Source organism: Nonomuraea sp. NPDC059007 (assembly GCF_042740555.1).
GTDB lineage: Bacteria > Actinomycetota > Actinomycetes > Streptosporangiales > Streptosporangiaceae > Nonomuraea.
On the sequence record NZ_JBHYJD010000011.1, the window covers coordinates 306,096 to 322,381 of the forward strand.

Genomic DNA, 16,286 nt, shown 5'->3' on the forward strand with positions numbered 1-16,286 from the left:
ACTGGACGGTCCAGTACTGAAGCGAGTACTGTACCGTCCAGTACCGAAGCCGAGGAGATGAACATGCCCACCTTGAAGACCCCCGACGGCACGCTGCACTACGAGGTACGCGGCCAGGGACCGCTCGTCGTCCTGTTCGGCGCGCCGATGGACGCCGGGGCCTTCGCGCCACTGGCCGACCTGCTGGCCGGCGACCACACCGTGCTGACCGCCGACCCGCGCGGCATCCACCGCAGCGTGCTCGACGACCCCGGGCGCGACTCCACCCCCGCCCTGCGCGCCGCGGACCTCTCCCTGCTCCTCGCCGAGGTCGACGCGGGCCCCGCGGTCGTGTTCGGCAGCAGCGGCGGCGCCGTGAGCGTGCTCGCCCTCGCTCAGGCCCACCCCGAGCGGGTACGTGCGGTGATCGCGCACGAGCCGCCCCACTACACGCAGCTGCCCGACCGCGAGAAGCTCGACGCCAGGATGGAGGACATGGTCGCCGCCTACGCCGCCGGCGACACCGCGACCGCATGGGCGATCTTCTTCGAGAACGCCGACATCCACCTGCCGGAGGGCGCCCTGGAGCACATGTTCCCCGCCGAGCCCGACCCCCAGTACGTCGCCGACGAGCGCTACTCCTTCCTGCACATGATGCGCGGCACCGTCCGCTGGGAGCCCGACGTCGCCGCGCTGCGCGACGGACCGGTCCGCGTGCTGGTCGGGCTGGGCGAGGACTCCGCCGGCCAGCTCTGCGACCGCGCCTCCAGGGCGCTGGCCGCCTCGATCGGCGCCGAGCCCACGATGTTCCCCGGCGGGCACGTCGCCTGGACGGAGGACGCGGAGGGCTTCGCCGTACGGCTGCGCGAGGTCCTTCGGGGTCTGTGACTTCCGCGGGGTTACGGCGGATGGAAAAGAATCGGTAAGGACGATCCGGCAGAGTTACCTCATCGAACCGAGAACAACCCCGAAAGAGGACGCCGGACATGCGTAAGCTCATCGAATCCACCTTCATGACCATCGACGGAGTCATCAGCTCGCCCGAGAAGTGGAGCTCTCCCTACTGGGACGAGAGCTACGCCGGATACGCCGCCGACCTGCTGTACGGCGCCGACGCCCTGCTGCTCGGCCGGGAGACCTACGAGGGCTTCGCCGAGGTCTGGCCGCTGATGGAGTCGTCCCAGGGCGAGTACGCCGTGCGGATGAACGCCCTGCCCAAGTACGTGGCCTCCAGGACCCTGAAGGAGACCAAGTGGAACGCCACCCTCATCGAGGGCGACGTGGCCGAGACGGTCGCCAAACTGAAGCGGGAGCCCGGCCAGAGCATCCTGAAGTACGGCACCGGCGAGCTCGACCGCACGCTGCTGGAGCACAAACTGGTGGACGAGTACCACCTCTGGGTCATGCCGGTCATCGGCGGTGAGGGCACCCGGGTGTTCGACGGCCTGGACATCACCCACCTGGACTTCGTGAAGTCGACGGCGCTGAGCTCGGGCGTCCAGGTGCTGGTCTACAAGCCCAAGGCATAGCCCGGCGCTTGGGCGAATACGGCAGCGTTGCTGGCTTTGCCCCGAACCGGTCGCGGCAACGACCTTCCCATGAAGGTCATGCCGCGCTCCGTTCGGGGCCGGGTGACGTTGGCCGCCACGCTCGCGGCCGCGATCGCGCTGGGCGCCGCCGCGGCCATCCTCGCCATGACCGTCCCCCGCACGCTCGAAGCCCAGCTCGCCTCCCGGGTGAACCAGGCCGTGCAGGCGCAGGCCGCCGACGCCCGCCGCGGCGACCTGCCCGCCGAGCTGTTCACCCCGCCCGGCATCGACCTCTTGCAGGTCATCGCCGCCGACGGCGCCGTCCTCGGCACCTCGACGCAGGCCGGCGACCAGAACCGGTTCGCCGCCCTGCCCGCCCCGGCGCCGGAACGCCTCACCACCACGTACGGCCGGCCGGACCTGCCCGAGGCGAGCGAGGAGTACTACATCGCCGCCCTGCGCACCACCACCCCCAAGGGCCTGATCACCGTGTACGGCGCCGAGGACGTCTCCGCCACCCGGCAGGCGATCGGCCTGCTCTACTTCACGCTCGCCGTCGCCCTGCCCGCGCTGCTGTTCATGGTGGGCCTGGCCGCCTGGACCGCGGTCGGCCAGGCCCTGCGCCCGGTCAAGCGGATCCGCACCCAGCTCGCCACCATCACCGCCGGTGACCTGGGCCGGCGGGTGACCGTACCGGGGACCGGCGACGAGATCGCCGCCCTGGCCACCGCCACCAACGACACCCTCGCCCGCCTCGAACGCTCCGCCGAGACCCAGCGCCACTTCGTCAGCGACGCCTCGCACGAGCTGCGCAGCCCGATCACCGCGCTGCGCACCCAGCTGGAGCTGGCCGTCGCCTATCCGGCGGACACCGACTGGCCCCAGGTGGGCGCCCGTTCGCTCGAAGCCGTCGACCGGCTGGCGGGGATCATCGACGAGCTGCTGCTGATGGCCAGGCTGGACGCGGGAGCCGTACCGGACAGGAGGCGGGTGGACCTCGGCGAGCTGGCGCGCGCACAGGCCGCCCGGCGGGCGGGCGTGCACGCGGACGTGGCGGACGGCGCCTTCGTGGACGGCTCCCCCATCCAGCTCGACCGGCTGCTGACGAACCTCCTCGACAACGCCGAGCGCCACGCCCGCTCGCGCGTCGACGTGTCGGTCGCCGTGGACGGCGGCGAGGTGGTGCTGACCGTCACCGACGACGGCAACGGCATCGCCCCGCAGGACCGGGAGCGGGTCTTCGAGCGCTTCACCCGCCTGCGGGAGGGACGCGAGCGCGACCAGGGCGGCAGCGGGCTCGGGCTGGCGCTGTCGCGGCAGATCGCCACGGTCCACGGGGGCAGCCTCACGATCACCGATCACGGGCCGGGCGCGCAGTTCCGCGCCGTGTTCCCGCTGGCGCCGTAGGGGCTCAGTCGTCCAGGCCGCGGGCGCTGAGGGCCTCGCCGAGCGCGTCGGCGTGCCGCAGCGCACCCACCACCAGAGGTACGGCGAAGGCCCGCACGCTCCACGAGACCCCGCGCGCCCGCTGCGCCTCCCTGACCCGGCGCGCCAGGTCGGTGAGCAGGGGCACGCTGCGCAGGGTGAGCGTGAGCATGAGCGAGACCCGGAACGGGTCCACCCGCACCAGCCGCAGCGGTGCGAGCCCGCGCTCCAGGGCGGCGAGCATCACCGAGGCGGGCGTGGTGAGCGTGACCAGCCCGGCCAGCGCGACCATGAGCACCACGCGCATCGTCGTGACCGTCGCGGCCGGCAGGTCGGCCAGCAGGAGCTGGGTGACGAACAGCGCGAGCGCGAACCAGCGCACCGGGCGGATCTGCCCCCAGGCCGCCGCCGGGCGCACCCGGGCCACCGCGTACAGGGCCAGGACGACGGCGGCCGCACCGGCCAGCGCCGCCGGGGTCTGGAGCAGGACCAGCACCGTGCATCCCGCGGCCAGTCCGAGCAGCTTGAGACCGGTCACGCCATCAGGTCCCGGTAGTGGTCGAGGGCGGCCGCCGGCGGGCCGTCGGCGACGAGTTTGCCCTGGTCGAGCACGAGGACCCGGTCGAAGTCCGCCAGCAGCGCGAGGTCGTGGCTGACGACCACGAGCTGCTGGGGAAGCTCACGCAGGATGCGCGCCACCTGGCGGGAGTTGCGCAGGTCGAGCAGGGTGGTGGGCTCGTCCATGACCAGGATGTCGGGTTCGAGGACCAGCACGGAGCACAGGGCGAGCAGCTGCTTCTGGCCGCCGGAGAGCTGGTGCGCGGGGTGGTCGGCGTGGGCGGCCAGGCCGTAGCGCGACAGCACCTCCTCCACCAGCGCGGCCACCTCCGCCTTCGGCAGGCCCCTGCGGCGCAGGGAGAACGCCACGTCCTCGGCCACCGTCGGCATCACGATCTGCGCGTCGGGGTCGGTGAACAGGAATCCGACCCGGCGCCTGATCTTGGCGGCCTCGCGGCGGGTGTCCATGCCCAGGACGCGGACGGTGCCGGTGGTGGGCAGGGCCAGGCCGTTCAGGAGGCGGGCGAAGGTGCTCTTGCCGGAGCCGTTGGCCCCGGCCACGCCGATCCGCCGCTCGGACAGGGTCAGCGTCAGGCCGTCCAGGACCTCGCGCTCCGCCAGCCGTACGCCGACGCCGCTCAGCTCGATCATCTACACCACCTCGAACAACGCCGCGACCCCGAGACCGCCGCCGACCGCGGCGGTCGCCAGACCCAGCGTGCCACGCGGCGCGCCCGCGCCGACCAGCCGGTGGAACAGGCGGGTGACCACGACCGCGCCGCTGGCCCCCCACGGGTGGCCGAGGGCGAGGGCGCCGCCGTCAGCGCAGACCCGCGTGCGGTCGGCGCCCAAGGGGTCGAGGCCGAGCGCGTCGGTCACCGCGAGCACCTGCGCGGCGAACGCCTCCACGATCTCCACCGCCGCCACCTGCCCGAGTTCGGCCCCGGCCCGCCGCAGCACCCGCCGTACGGCCGGCACCGGCCCCCAGCCGGGCAGCTCCGGGTCGCAGCCCACGACGGAACCGGCGACGAGCCGCAGGCCCGGCAGCCCCAGCCGCTCGTCCGCGACGGCCACCGCCGCCGCGCCGTCACTGATCGGCGAGGAGTTGCCCGCGGTCACCGTGCCGCCGGGCACGAACGCCGCCGGCAGCCTGGCCAGCGACCGCTCGCGCAGGACGCGCGGCCGCTCGTCGCTGTCCCGCTCGCCGACCGCGACGATCTCTTTCGCGAAGTCACCGTCCAGCGCCTTGGCGTGGCTGCCGATCGCGTAGGCGTCCTGACGCTCGCGGCTGACGCCGCGGGCGCGGGCCAGCGCCTCGGCCGCCGGTCCCATGTCGGGGTCCGGGTGCCCGTCCGGGGTGAAGGGCGCCCGCTCGTACGGCTCCGCCGCCCCCCGGCTCGTGCGCAGCGGCGCGGTCGAGGCGCTCTCGGCCCCGCCCGCGATCACGAACTCCGCCTCACCGGCGCTCACCGCCTGCCCGGCCAGCAGGATCGCGGCCAGGCCGCTGCCGCACTGCCGGTCGATGGTCAGACCGGGCACCTCGTGCCCGAACCCTGCGGCCAGCGCCGAGACGCGGGCCAGGTTCCCGCCGGGGCCCATGCAGTTGCCGAGCACCACGTCGTCCACGTCCTGCTGCCCGCCGCCCGCCTTGCGCACGTCGGCGAGGACCGCCGCGAGCACCGGGGCGGCGAGCCGGTCGGCGGTGAGGCTCTTGAAGGCGTGCCCCGCCGTACCGATCGGGGTACGCCGGGCGGCCACCACCACCGGCCTCACACCAGCCTCCGGAAGCCGGTCAGCGTCTCGGCTATCAGCGCCCTGGCCGGTTTGCCGGTGGGGGTGCGGGGCAGGGCGTCGGCCGCGTACCAGCGTCTCGGCCGTTGCACCCGGTCCAGTCCGGCGCGGGCGGCGGCTTCCAGGTCGGCCCGCCGTACCGGGCCCTCGACCACCGCGCACACGAGCGCGCCCAGGTCGGGGTGCGGCGCGCCCACGACGACCGCGTCCGCCACGCCCGGCACCCGCCGCAGCACCGCCTCGACGTCCTCGGGCACGACGGTCGCGCCGCCGGTCTGGATCGCGCCGTCGCCCCTTCCGCGCACCCGCAGAACCCCGCCCGGCCGGTACGGCTCCGCCAGGTCGCCGACCGTCGCCCAGCCGGCGGCGTCCCGGCGCAGCGGGCCGGGGGCGCCCGCCAGGTAGCCGTCGGCCACCCACGGCGAACGCACCCACACCTCGCCCGCCCTGACCTCGATCTCCACCTCGGGGAACGCGCGCATCCCGGTGCCGTCGGCGTCGGCGGCGACGAAGGACAGCTCGCTCGACCCGTAGTAGGCCAGCACCCGGAGGCCGCCGGCCTCGGCGCGTTCGCGGGCGGCGGGGTCGAGCGCGGCGCCGCCGACGAGGGCCACGCGCAGCGAGGCGGGCTTGGGCAGGACCTGCTGAAGCTGATGGGGTACCAGGTGGACCGCGGTGGCCGCGTCCAGGTACTCCAGGGACCACCGGCCGGGGACGATCGCCGTCGCGCCGGCGCCCAGGGCGTGGGCGGCGGCGAAGGCGTACAGGGAGGTGATGAGCGGGCCCGGGATCAGCACCACGTCCTCCCCGCCGATGCCGGACAGGCGGTCGAGGTGCCGGAAGGAGCCGGTCCAGGAGGCCCGCGAACGGACCACCGCACGCGGCCGCCCGGTGCTGCCGGAGGTGAAACAGGCCCACCCGCCCTCGGCCGGCGGAGCCAGAGGAGCGGGTGGGAGGTCCGCCAGCAGGTGGGCGGCACGCTCGTCGCAGACCAGCGGCGTGATCCCGGCCAGGTCGGCGGCGAGCGCCTGGGTGAGGGCGGCCACCGGGTCCTTCACGCTGATCACGGCGGGACCGGCGGTGGCGCGCACGTCGCGCGCCTTGATCCGCTCGGCCAGTTCCGCGTAGGTGACCTCCTCCTCCGGGCCGACGAGCGCGACCCGGCCGGGGTCGCGCGCGGCGTGCTCCAGGACGTGTGCCGCTACCGCCACGCGTGCCGCTCCTGCCAGACGGCCGGCACGGCGTCGGGATAGGCCCGCTGGACGCCCCTCGCGACGAAGGCGGCGAGCACCGCCTTGATCAGGTCGCCGGGCAGGAACACCGTGCTGAGCAGCATCGTCTTCCCCAGGGGGATGCCGGTGACCAGCGCCTGCACGGGCACGCCGCACAGGTAGATCACCCCGATGCCGCCGGCGACGCAGGCCAGCAGCAGCCGGACGATGCCCGGCTTGCGCCCCCCGCGTTGCACGATCCAGCCGGTGAGGGCGGCGCCCGGGATCCAGCCGATCAGGTAGCCGGCCGAGGCGGCGGCGAACACCCCCAGCCCGCCCCGTCCGCCCGCCAGCAGCGGCAGGCCGACCGCGACGAGCACGAGCAGCACGATCACCGCCAGCGCCGCCCGCCAGGTGCCCAGAATGGCACCGGCGAGCATGACGCCGAAGGTCTGCAGGGTGATCGGCACGGCGTTGCCGAAAACGTTGAGCGTGCCCGGTAGTCCGAGCACGGCGATGAGCGCGGCGAACACGCTCACCCTCGCCAGGTCTCCCGCGTTCTTCATGGCATCGATCCCACATCACATTCCGGCGGTCCAGGTATGGAGGTATACGACAAGATCCACCCCGCGGAACCGGCGGGGTCGTCGTGGCGCGCCACCCAGACTCTAGGAGAAGCCGGTCAATGCCCGTACCCCTCACTCCGTGGTGCTGTAACGGTTGGTGCTGCTGTGCCATTCGAGGCCGCCGCCCAGCCAGCCGCCGAGCGCCCACAGGAAGTGGTGGAGCTCGGGCGAGGGTACGGCCCGCAGCTCGTCGCAGTCGGCCTCGAAGGCCGCGACGATGTCGTTGTGCAGGGCGACGGCGCGTTCCGCCGCCTCGCGCAGGGTGCAGCCGCGCTCGGCGGCCACCAGCAGCACGATGTTGCAGTCGGGCAGTTCGTCGGCGGCCTCGCGCAGCGCCGAGTGCAGGTCGTTGACGATGACGGCGGCGGTGCCCGCCCGCATGACGGCGCGGTGCACGCGCTCCTCGTAGAAGAGGTTGCCCGGCACCTCGTAGCCGCCCACGATGTCGGACAGGGTCATCGAGGTGTAGAAGCTGTCGTGCTGGCGGGCGGCCAGGTAGCGCCAGGCTTCCACGGGTTCGCCGCTCTGCCGCCAGGCGCCGTAGGCGTTCCAGCTGACCCACATCTGGAAGGACGTCAGGTTGACGCGGGCGAGCTGCGACGGCGTCGAGTGCACGGCCACGTGGTCGCGGGCCGAGGTCAGGGAGACGAGCACCGGGTCGCTCCTGAGCTGGGCCTCCAGCTCGTCGCCGAACTCGTCGGCCGGCGGCGGCGCGTCCATGGCCGACATCGCCAGGGCCAGCCTGCCGGCCAGCAGTGCGGGGTCGGCGCCGAGTTCGGTCTCGTCGGCGTAGTAGTCGTCGCAGGCCCACCAGGCGGCGTTCATCTGCCCGGCCAGCAGCAGCCGGTCGGGGTCGTCGACGTCGGGGTGGGCGAGGGTGACCAGGTGGCCGAAACCGGTCTGCCGGAACGTCTCGATGCGCCCCTCGTGCAGGCCGATCTTCTCCGCCCACTCCACCAGCCGCTCGTTGACCAGCTCGCCGAGCGCGTGGTCCACGCGCACGGCGAGCGGGCAGTAGAGCGCGGGCATGCTCCCGTCGGCCCAGGGCCGCTGCGTGAACACCAGCGGCGGCTGTCTGACAGTGCGTGGACCCGGCACACACCCGAGGTCCTGCGGTACGGCGACGCCGCCCGCCGGTTGGGCGAACAGGCGGGCGGCGGAGGTGCCGAGCCCGGTGGGTCCGGGCAGGAACGCGGAGGGGTTGGGCATGACGTTCCTTTCGCTGGGCTGAGGTCAGACGCGGTCGGCGGCGATGAGCAGGTACTGGAAGCTGCCGTCCTTGTACGCCGTCAGGAACGCGTCCTCGATGCCGGTGGCCACGGATGAGCGGGCGCGCAGCTCCCAGTAGGGGATGGTCGCCTCGGTCAGGTCGATCACGTCGATGGGCACGAGGTGGTTGTCGGCCATGGCCTTGAAGTAGGCGCTGCGCGGGTGGATGTCGCAGACGTAATGGGCGTTGATCTCGCTGACGGCCTTGGAGGGCAGTCCGTACACGTCGTTGTAGCAGCCGGTGATGGTCACGTAGCGGCCGCCGGGCGCGAGGAGCTGGGAATGGGCGGCGAACAGCTTGGAGAGGTTGACGTACATCGTGCTCTCGTTGTTCCAGATGCCCTTCAGGCTGCCGGGTTCGAGGCCGGTCTGCAGCATGTTGCGAAAGTGGAACTCCACCTTGTCCTGCACGCCGCGCAGCCGGGCCTGCTCGTTGGCGAAGTCGACCTGCTTCTGCGAGATCGAGACGCCGTCCACGCGGCAGCCGAAGCGTTCGTGCGCCATGAAGCTGCTGCCGCCGCGGCCCGATCCGGCGTCGAGCAGCCGGTCGGCGGGCTGGACCTGGCCGAGGTGGTCGAGCAGCAGTACGGCCTGTGCGGTCTCGAGCCGGTGCATCTCGGCGATCATCCGCTCTTCGCGGGTCTCCTCCGGCTCGTCCAGCACGGACCAGTCGACGGCGCCGATGCCGTAGTGGTGGTGGTAAGTGCCGGAGACCTCGCCGAGGCGGAGGTTGACGGCGTTCTTCTCGCGGTTCCAGTAGTCGGCCACGGAGTGCTGGTAGGGGCTGGTGATGACCACGGACATGAAGCCTGCCTTTCTGAGAAGGAGTGCGACGCGAAGTTATCTCCCGGCTACCGAAAGTGAAATGTGGCGTTCCGGTCTCCGGAACCGCCGTTTCTCTCCCGCGAGCGGGGGGAAGGAGCCGCGGCTTGCCAGGCCGTACCCGATCGTCTAGATTTCGTTGAGTAAACGTTTATTCAATGAAATGTGGAGATCATGGCGACGCGCAGGGAACAGGCGGAGTGGCGGCGTGAGCAGCTGCTCGACGCGGCGTTGCGGGTGTTCGCCGCCAAGGGCGTGGACGGGGCGTCGGTCAAGGACCTCGCCGAGGCGGCGGGCGTGACGCCGGGGCTGCTCTACCGGTACTTCGAGAGCAAGGAGGCGCTGGTCGAGACCCTGCTGCGTGAGCGCGGGTTCATGACCCGCCTGCGCGAGCTCCTGACCGCCGGCCACTCCGGACCGGCCAGGGAGGTCCTGACCGAGCTGCTCACCGCCTTCGACGCGCTGCTGGCGGGCAACGCCGAGCTGGTGGCGGTCTTCTTCAGCGCCACCCGCGCCCGCGCCGCGCTGGCCGAGCTGACCGGCGAGGGGCAGCGGCTCATCGGCGCGTTCCTGGCGGACCGGGTCGCGGCGGGCGAGCTGCCGCCGCACGACACCGGGACCGCCGCCAAGACGCTGTTCGCGGCGGTGGCGGTCGGCCGGGCCACGGGCTCGCCGATCGACGTGCCCGCCCTGGTCGGCCTGCTCTACCCCACTTGATCTCCTCCACGGGAAGGTGACACGACGTGCGTACCAGAGTGCTCGTCGCCGGCGGCGGCCCCGCCGGCATGATGACCGGACTGCTGCTGGCCCGCCAGGGAGTCGAGGTGGTCGTGCTGGAGAAGCACGCCGACTTCCTGCGCGACTTCCGCGGCGACACCGTCCACCCGTCGACGCTGGAGATCATCGCCGAGCTCGGCTGGAGCGGCGAGTTCCTGAAACTGCCGCACGACAAGATGAGCGAGGTGGCCGTGCGCATGGGCGGCCAGAGCGTCACCTTCGCCGACTTCACCCGGCTGAAGGTGCGCCACCCGTACATCGCGTTCATGCCGCAGTGGGACCTTCTCGACTTCCTGTACGGCAAGGCCGCCTCCTACCCGGGCTTCCGGCTGATGCGCTCCACCGAGGCGACCGGTCTGATCGTCGAGGACGGCCGGGTCGCCGGTCTGCGGGCCACGGGTGAGGAGGGTCCGGTCGAGATCAGGGCGGACCTGGTGATCGCCGCCGACGGGCGGCACTCCGTGCTGCGCGCCCAGGCCGGGCTGCGGCCCCTGGCGGGCTCGCCGCCCATGGACGTGCTGTGGTTCCGCCTGCCCCGGCGGGAGGGTGAGCGGGTGCCGTTCTTCCAGGGCGGGAGGGGCTCGCTGGTGGCCATCGACCGGGGTGATTTCTGGCAGTTCGCCTACACGATCCCGACCGGCGCGTACGAGCGGCTCCAGGCGAGCGGGCTGCCGGCCTTTCACGAGCGGATCGCGGCCTTCGTCCCCGGCCTGCGGGAGCGGGTCGGGGAGATCGGCTGGAGCGACGTGCACCATCTGGCCGTCCGGGTCGACCGGCTGCGCCGCTGGCACCGGCCCGGCCTGCTGTGCATCGGCGACGCGGCGCATGCCATGTCGCCGGCCGGCGGGGTGGGGATCAACCTGGCCGTGCAGGACGCGGTGGCCACCGCCAACCTGGTCGGTCCCGCGCTGCGCCGTACCGGGCCGCCACCCGAGCGGGTGCTGGCGGCGGTGCAGGCACGCAGGCAGTTCCCGGCCAGGGTCACGCAGGCGTTCCAGACGACGATCCTGCGCGACCTGTATCCCAAGCGGCTGTCGGACGACACGACGGAGCACGTGCCCGCGGTCTTCTCGCTCTTCCGCGCCCTGCCGCCGTTGCGCCACCTGATGGGCCGCTTCGTCGGGCTGGGCGTACGCCCGGAGCACATCCGCTCCTGAGCCGCTTCACAGGTGTGCTTTCGAGGAGGTCACCGGCGGACCAGGAGGCGGGCCGGCAGGTCGTCGAGGCTCACCATTCCGAGCATGACCCCGTGCGCACGAAGACTTCCAGCACGCTTATCGCCTGATTTCCGGACACTGCCAGATCCCCCCTGGGATGATCTTTATGGCAGTCTTCCTACCCCCTGGAGCGGTACAGGTGACAAGGCGAGCGCAGGTGCGCGCCTTTCTCGAACGACAGGTCGTCCAAAGGGCGATCATCCTGGTCATCATCGTCAACGCGGTCACCATCGGCTGCGAGACCAGCACCTACCTGATGCGCCACATCGGCGGCGTCCTGGTCACGATCGACCACATAGCACTGGCGATCTTCACGGTCGAGATCGCCGCCCGCCTCTACGCGAACGGGCGCTCGTTCTTCAAGGACCCGTGGAACTGGTTCGACGCGGTCATCGTGGTCGTCTCCCTGATCCCGGCCAGCGGGCCGACCTCGATCCTGCGGGCGCTGCGGATCCTGCGGGCGCTGCGGCTGATCTCGGCGGTGCCCAGCATGCGCCGCGTGGTGCACGCGCTGCTCGCCGCCGTGCCCGGGATGGCCTCCATCATGGGCCTGCTCGTCCTGCTGATCTACATCGCCGCGGTGGTCTCCACGAAGTTGTTCGGCGAGATCATGCCGGAGCGCTTCGACGAGCTGCCGCGCTCGTTGTTCACGTTGTTCCAGATCATGACCGGTGACGACTGGGGCAACGTGGCCCAGGAGGTCATGGATCACAAGCCGTGGGCGTGGTTGTTCTTCATCGCGTACATCCTTATGTCCACATTTGTCGCCCTAAATCTCTTCATAGCGGTAGTGGTGAACGCCATGAACGACGCCGAGGCCTCCCCCGCCGAAGCCGAGACCCAGAAGGAGCTGAAGGCAGTGCGAGAAGAACTCGCCGCCCTGACCGCCAAACTGGACGTCCTGGTCACCCGCGAGCTCACGACGACAGGAGCGTCAGCCCGAACGTCTGAAGGATCGGGATGATCGGCTGGTAGAACGAGCGCCCGCCGGTCGCGCAGTTGCCCGTGGAGCCGACCAGGATGCCCTGAATGTGCCCGTTCCACAGCAGCGGCCCGCCGCGGTCACCGGGCTCCGCGCAGATGTTGGTCTCGATCAGCCCGTGGACGGTCCCCTGCGGGTAGGTGATCGACGCGTTGCGCCGCAGGATGATGCCGCACTGCCACCCGGTGGTCGCGCCCGACCGGCAGACCGCGGCCCCGACCGGCGCCTGCTGCGCGCCGGCGACCCGGATCTCGCCGCCCCGGCCGTCGCTGACCACGCCGCGTGGCGTCCAGTTCGCGTTCGTCCGGACCCAGCCCATGTTCTTGCCGGGGAAGACCACCGCCTGGACGGTGCCCTGGGCCACCCGGTTGAGCCCGGTCACGGCGGTCCCCGCGGGCGCGCAGTCGCCGGTGGTCACATAGCCGCCCTGGACGGACGCGCCGATCGTGCAGCGCGTCGGCCCGGCATAGAACGCGTCGCCACCGCGGACGCTGTAGGCCGCCGGCGCGCTGATGAGCCCCAAGCCCAGCAGAAGGCTCACGGTGATGCTCCGTAATGCCATGCCTTCGACGGTACGGCGGCCGCCCGCCCTCAACAATGCGCAACCAGCTATAACGACCGCGTTATGCCTCAAGCGCGCGGGCCGCCTCGATCCAGGAGGCGAACAGCTCGTCGTCGATCTCCTCGACGCCCTGGAGCTTGACCACGGCCATCTGCCGGTTGGCGGCCGTCAGCCGGCCCGACGGGTCCTCGATCTCCTGGCCGCGCCACAGGCCGAAGGTGACGTAGTTCTTGTAGGCCTTGAAGAAGGCGACCGGCGTCTTGCCGGGCGCGCCCCCGAGGCTCCAGACGGGGTGCCCGTGCCAGACCGCGCCGGCCTGGGGCATCGCGGCGTCGATCAGGGCCTGGAGCTTCTCCGCGATCTCACGCAGCGGCTGGTCGAGCTTGGTGGTGTAGTCGTTGACGGTCATCTCGGTGTGTTCCCTTCAGGTTGCTGACATCTACGCGTCGATCGAACGATGTGACAGGGAACGCGTGTACTCCTTTCGTCGAGGCCGGACAATGGGCGGGTGACCGAGGTGAACCTGGTCCCGGCGCCCGTGCGGGTCGACTGGCAGGGCGAGGCCGGGCCGCTGGGCGGGGACGTGCGGACGCGGGTGGATCCGGGGCTCGGGGCGGAGGCGTACCGGCTGAGCACGTCCGCGCTCGGGGCGGAGATCGTGGGGGGCTCACCGGCCGGGGTGTTCTGGGGGCGGCAGACGTTGCGGCAGCTTCGGGGGCCGGACGCGTTCCGGCGGGCGGCGATCGAGCCGGGGCCCGCTGACGTTCCATACCTGGTCGTCGAGGATGCGCCGCGGTTCGCCTGGCGGGGGTTCATGCTGGATGTCGCCCGGCATTTCCTGCCCAAGGATGACGTGCTGAGGTATGTCGAGCTGCTGGCCGTACACAAGCTCAACGTCCTTCATCTGCACCTCACCGATGATCAGGGGTGGCGGGTCCAGATCCGGCGCTATCCACGGCTCACCGAGGTCGGGGCGTGGCGGCGGCGGACGCGGATCGGATGGGGCGAGCCGGTCACGTGGGACGAACGCCCGCACGGCGGCTTCTACACCCAGGACGATCTTCGGGAGATCGTGGCGTACGCGGCCGAGCGCCACGTCACCGTCGTCCCCGAGATCGACCTGCCCGGCCATTCGCAGGCGGCGATCGCCTCCTACCCCGAGCTGGGCAACACCGACGTGATCGACACCTCCGCCCTGGAGGTGCTCGGCGACTGGCTGATCAACCCCAACGTGCTGGCCCCCACCGAGGCCGTCCTGCGCTTCTACGAGAACGTTCTGGACGAGGTGCTGGAGATCTTCCCGAGCCGGTTCGTGCACCTCGGCGGCGACGAGTGCCTCAAGGACCAGTGGCGCGCGTCGGCCGCGGCCCAGGCGCGCGTGCGTGAGCTCGGGCTGGCCGGAGAGGACGAGCTCCAGTCCTGGATCATGCGGCACTTCGACCGGTTCCTCACCGCGCGGGGGCGCCGCCTCATCGGATGGGACGAGATCGCGCAGGGCGGCCTGGCCGAGGGCGCGGCCGTCATGTGCTGGCGCTGGTACGCCGGTGGCATCGCCGCCGCCGAGGCCGGGCACGACGTGGTGATGTGCCCGCAGCAGGAGGTGTACCTGGACCACGTGCAGGCGGCGGGCGAGGACGAGCCGGTGCCGTTCGGCTGGGTGCACACGCTGGAGGACGTCTACCGCTTCGAGCCCGTACCACCCCGCCTGGCCGGTACGCCGCACGCGGCCCGGGTGATCGGCGCCCAGGCCAACCTCTGGACCGAGGTCACCGAGAACCGGGGGCGCGTGGACTACCAGGCCTTCCCCAGGCTCGCGGCACTGGCCGAAGTGGCGTGGTCCCCGTTGCCAGGCCCGGACGAGCGCGACTTCGCCGGCTTCGAGCACCGGATGCACGCCGCCCACTACGCCCGCCTGGACGCGCTGGGCGTCGCCTACCGCCCGCCCTCCGGCCCACACCCTTGGCAGCGCCGCCCCGGAATCCCCGGCCGCATGCACAACAAACCCCGCAAACCCTGGCACATGGCCAAATAGCCACGGCGTCGGCAAGGACGAGATCACGCCGCCCGGGTGGGGACCTGTGCTGATCGGTTGACCGGCGGCCGAGGGCAGGACGTCGGCTGGGTGGTGCGGTGCGGGTGGCGGGGTCAGGGGGTTGGGGTGGGGTTGTCGAGGTGGTGTAGGAGGCGGGCGAGGACGCGGACGCATGCTTCGACGTCGTCGTCGGTGAGGTCGCGGCCGACCTCGCGCAGGACCGCGCGTTCGCGGCCGACCAGGGCGTCGACGGCGGCGGCGCCCCGGCCGGTGAGCCGGATGAGCGAGGACTTCTTGTGCGCCGGGTTGGGCACGGACTCGACCAGATCGAGAGAGGCGCCGTCGTTGATGGTGCGCTGGACGAACTGGCGGCTGAGTGCCAGCGTCCGGCCAAGCTGGGGGACGGTCGCCGGCCCGTTCTGCCTGAGCATGCTGAGCACGGCCCGCAACCCCACCGTCAGCCCTTCGACGGGCGCGTCCTGCTCCACCTGGCGCCAGGCCCGCCGGTACAGCGGGCCGACGAGGTCGAACACCGCCACGAGCCGATCGGCCCTCTCTGTCTCACTCACTCCATCATGATGACACCTGAGTTGTCATTCTCGCGCAAAAATGACACCTTAGGTGTCATGAATGGCATTTTCTGGACCGACCAGGGCAGTGGCCGCCCGCTCGTCCTCTTGCACGGCGGCTTCCTCGACCACCACATGTGGGACGACCAGATTCCGGTCTTCGCCGCCGGTCACCGCGTCATCGCGCCCGACGCCCGGGGGCACGGGCGTTCGGCCAACGCGGCGGAGCCGTACCGGCAGACCGACGACCTCGCGGCGCTGCTGCGGCGTCTCGGCGCCTGGCCCGCCACGTTGGTCGGCGTCTCCATGGGCGCGGGCATCGCGGTCGACACCGCGATCGAGCATCCCGACCTGGTCAGCGCGGTGGTGGTCAGCGGGGCCGGGACGAGCGAGCCGTACTACTCCGATCCGTGGACCACGCGGGAGCTGGCGGCGTGGCAGGCCGCGATGGGCGCGGGGGATCTGTGCGGCTCCGTGGAGGGGTTCATGACGTTGTCCGCCGGTCCGCGTCTCGGGCCCGACGGTCTCGACCCGGAGGTCGCCCGGCGGCTGCGCGCGATGGCCGGGGGCACCATGTCCAAGCACACCGCGGGCGAGCCCAACCTGCTCGTGCCCGTGCGCGACACCTGGGAGCGTGCGGCCAAGATCGAGGTCCCCGTGCTCGCGATCAGCGGGGCCCTCGACTCGCCCGACCTCGTGGGGATGGCGGAACGGCTCGCCGCGAGCGTCCCGCACGGCCGCGCGGTCACGATCGGCGACGCCGCGCACCACCCCAACATGGAACGGCCGGCGGCCTACAACCGAATCCTCGCCGGCTTCCTCCGAGAACACCTGACAGACACCTAGATCGCTGATGTGAAATTCCGTGATCGGCTGCGGGCATGACGAAGGGCGTCCATGGTCGGTGTGTGAAGACAGACTTAGACGCCCTTCTGAT

At 71.8% G+C, this 16,286-nt stretch carries 18 protein-coding genes; 8 read left to right on the top strand and 10 right to left on the bottom strand.

Annotated features, from left to right (window positions below; all coding sequences use genetic code 11):
- Positions 1–63: 63 nt before the first annotated feature.
- The 3 genes from ACFWY5_RS21095 to ACFWY5_RS21105 all read left to right on the top strand — a co-directional run bounded on the left by ACFWY5_RS21095 (position 64) and on the right by ACFWY5_RS21105 (position 2,915).
- Positions 64–867: an alpha/beta fold hydrolase gene (locus ACFWY5_RS21095; RefSeq protein ID WP_379620230.1), complete on the top strand. Its 804-nt coding sequence runs from the start codon at positions 64–66 to the stop codon at positions 865–867.
- Positions 868–965: 98 nt separating this feature from the next.
- Positions 966–1,508, top strand: a complete 543-nt coding sequence (locus tag ACFWY5_RS21100; RefSeq protein WP_379620228.1) for a dihydrofolate reductase family protein — start codon at positions 966–968, stop codon at positions 1,506–1,508.
- Positions 1,509–1,586: 78 nt separating this feature from the next.
- Positions 1,587–2,915, top strand: a complete 1,329-nt coding sequence (locus ACFWY5_RS21105) for a sensor histidine kinase (protein ID WP_379620226.1) — start codon at positions 1,587–1,589, stop codon at positions 2,913–2,915.
- Positions 2,916–2,919: 4 nt separating this feature from the next.
- Here ACFWY5_RS21105 and ACFWY5_RS21110 read toward each other — a convergent pair whose 3' ends face one another.
- From ACFWY5_RS21110 to ACFWY5_RS21140, 7 genes are all read right to left on the bottom strand, one after another.
- Positions 2,920–3,471, bottom strand: a complete 552-nt coding sequence (locus ACFWY5_RS21110) for an energy-coupling factor transporter transmembrane component T (protein WP_184975586.1) — start codon at positions 3,469–3,471, stop codon at positions 2,920–2,922.
- On the bottom strand, positions 3,468–4,142 hold the full coding sequence (locus tag ACFWY5_RS21115) for an energy-coupling factor ABC transporter ATP-binding protein (protein WP_379620224.1): 675 nt from the start codon (positions 4,140–4,142) through the stop codon (positions 3,468–3,470). Before ACFWY5_RS21115 ends, ACFWY5_RS21110 begins: the two co-directional genes overlap by 4 nt.
- Positions 4,143–5,264 (bottom strand): thiolase family protein, encoded by a 1,122-nt coding sequence (locus ACFWY5_RS21120; protein WP_379633741.1) that lies wholly within the window; start codon positions 5,262–5,264, stop codon positions 4,143–4,145.
- On the bottom strand, positions 5,261–6,493 hold the full coding sequence (locus tag ACFWY5_RS21125; protein WP_379633743.1) for a class I adenylate-forming enzyme family protein: 1,233 nt from the start codon (positions 6,491–6,493) through the stop codon (positions 5,261–5,263). Before ACFWY5_RS21125 ends, ACFWY5_RS21120 begins: the two co-directional genes overlap by 4 nt.
- On the bottom strand, positions 6,484–7,059 hold the full coding sequence (locus ACFWY5_RS21130) for a biotin transporter BioY (RefSeq protein WP_379620218.1): 576 nt from the start codon (positions 7,057–7,059) through the stop codon (positions 6,484–6,486). The genes ACFWY5_RS21125 and ACFWY5_RS21130 overlap by 10 nt, the downstream gene beginning before the upstream one ends.
- Before the next feature lie 132 nt (positions 7,060–7,191).
- On the bottom strand, positions 7,192–8,328 hold the full coding sequence (locus tag ACFWY5_RS21135; protein ID WP_379620216.1) for a family 2 encapsulin nanocompartment cargo protein terpene cyclase: 1,137 nt from the start codon (positions 8,326–8,328) through the stop codon (positions 7,192–7,194).
- A gap of 24 nt (positions 8,329–8,352) precedes the next feature.
- On the bottom strand, positions 8,353–9,192 hold the full coding sequence (locus tag ACFWY5_RS21140; RefSeq protein ID WP_379620214.1) for a geranyl diphosphate 2-C-methyltransferase: 840 nt from the start codon (positions 9,190–9,192) through the stop codon (positions 8,353–8,355).
- A 192-nt stretch (positions 9,193–9,384) separates the two neighbouring features.
- Between ACFWY5_RS21140 and ACFWY5_RS21145 the strand changes: the two genes are divergently transcribed.
- The 3 genes from ACFWY5_RS21145 to ACFWY5_RS21155 all read left to right on the top strand — a co-directional run bounded on the left by ACFWY5_RS21145 (position 9,385) and on the right by ACFWY5_RS21155 (position 12,168).
- Positions 9,385–9,927 (top strand): TetR/AcrR family transcriptional regulator, encoded by a 543-nt coding sequence (locus ACFWY5_RS21145; RefSeq protein WP_379620212.1) that lies wholly within the window; start codon positions 9,385–9,387, stop codon positions 9,925–9,927.
- A 26-nt stretch (positions 9,928–9,953) separates the two neighbouring features.
- Positions 9,954–11,144 (top strand): FAD-dependent oxidoreductase, encoded by a 1,191-nt coding sequence (locus ACFWY5_RS21150; RefSeq protein WP_379633745.1) that lies wholly within the window; start codon positions 9,954–9,956, stop codon positions 11,142–11,144.
- Between the two features lie 199 nt (positions 11,145–11,343).
- Entirely contained in the window at positions 11,344–12,168 is an 825-nt protein-coding gene (locus ACFWY5_RS21155; RefSeq protein ID WP_379620208.1) for an ion transporter, read from the top strand.
- Here ACFWY5_RS21155 and ACFWY5_RS21160 read toward each other — a convergent pair.
- Entirely contained in the window at positions 12,122–12,748 is a 627-nt protein-coding gene (locus tag ACFWY5_RS21160) for a S1 family peptidase (protein ID WP_379620206.1), read from the bottom strand. The genes ACFWY5_RS21155 and ACFWY5_RS21160 overlap by 47 nt on opposite strands.
- Before the next feature lie 61 nt (positions 12,749–12,809).
- Complete coding sequence (locus tag ACFWY5_RS21165) at positions 12,810–13,157, bottom strand: DUF1801 domain-containing protein (RefSeq protein WP_379633747.1); 348 nt, start codon at positions 13,155–13,157, stop codon at positions 12,810–12,812.
- A gap of 99 nt (positions 13,158–13,256) precedes the next feature.
- Between ACFWY5_RS21165 and ACFWY5_RS21170 the strand changes: the two genes are divergently transcribed.
- A complete protein-coding gene (locus ACFWY5_RS21170) occupies positions 13,257–14,780 on the top strand; it encodes a beta-N-acetylhexosaminidase (protein ID WP_379620202.1) in 1,524 nt (507 codons plus the stop codon).
- Positions 14,781–14,893: 113 nt separating this feature from the next.
- Here ACFWY5_RS21170 and ACFWY5_RS21175 read toward each other — a convergent pair whose 3' ends face one another.
- Entirely contained in the window at positions 14,894–15,349 is a 456-nt protein-coding gene (locus ACFWY5_RS21175) for a MarR family winged helix-turn-helix transcriptional regulator (RefSeq protein WP_379620200.1), read from the bottom strand.
- Positions 15,350–15,406: 57 nt separating this feature from the next.
- Between ACFWY5_RS21175 and ACFWY5_RS21180 the strand changes: the two genes are divergently transcribed.
- Entirely contained in the window at positions 15,407–16,195 is a 789-nt protein-coding gene (locus ACFWY5_RS21180; protein WP_379633749.1) for an alpha/beta fold hydrolase, read from the top strand.
- The last annotated feature ends 91 nt before the right edge of the window (positions 16,196–16,286 follow it).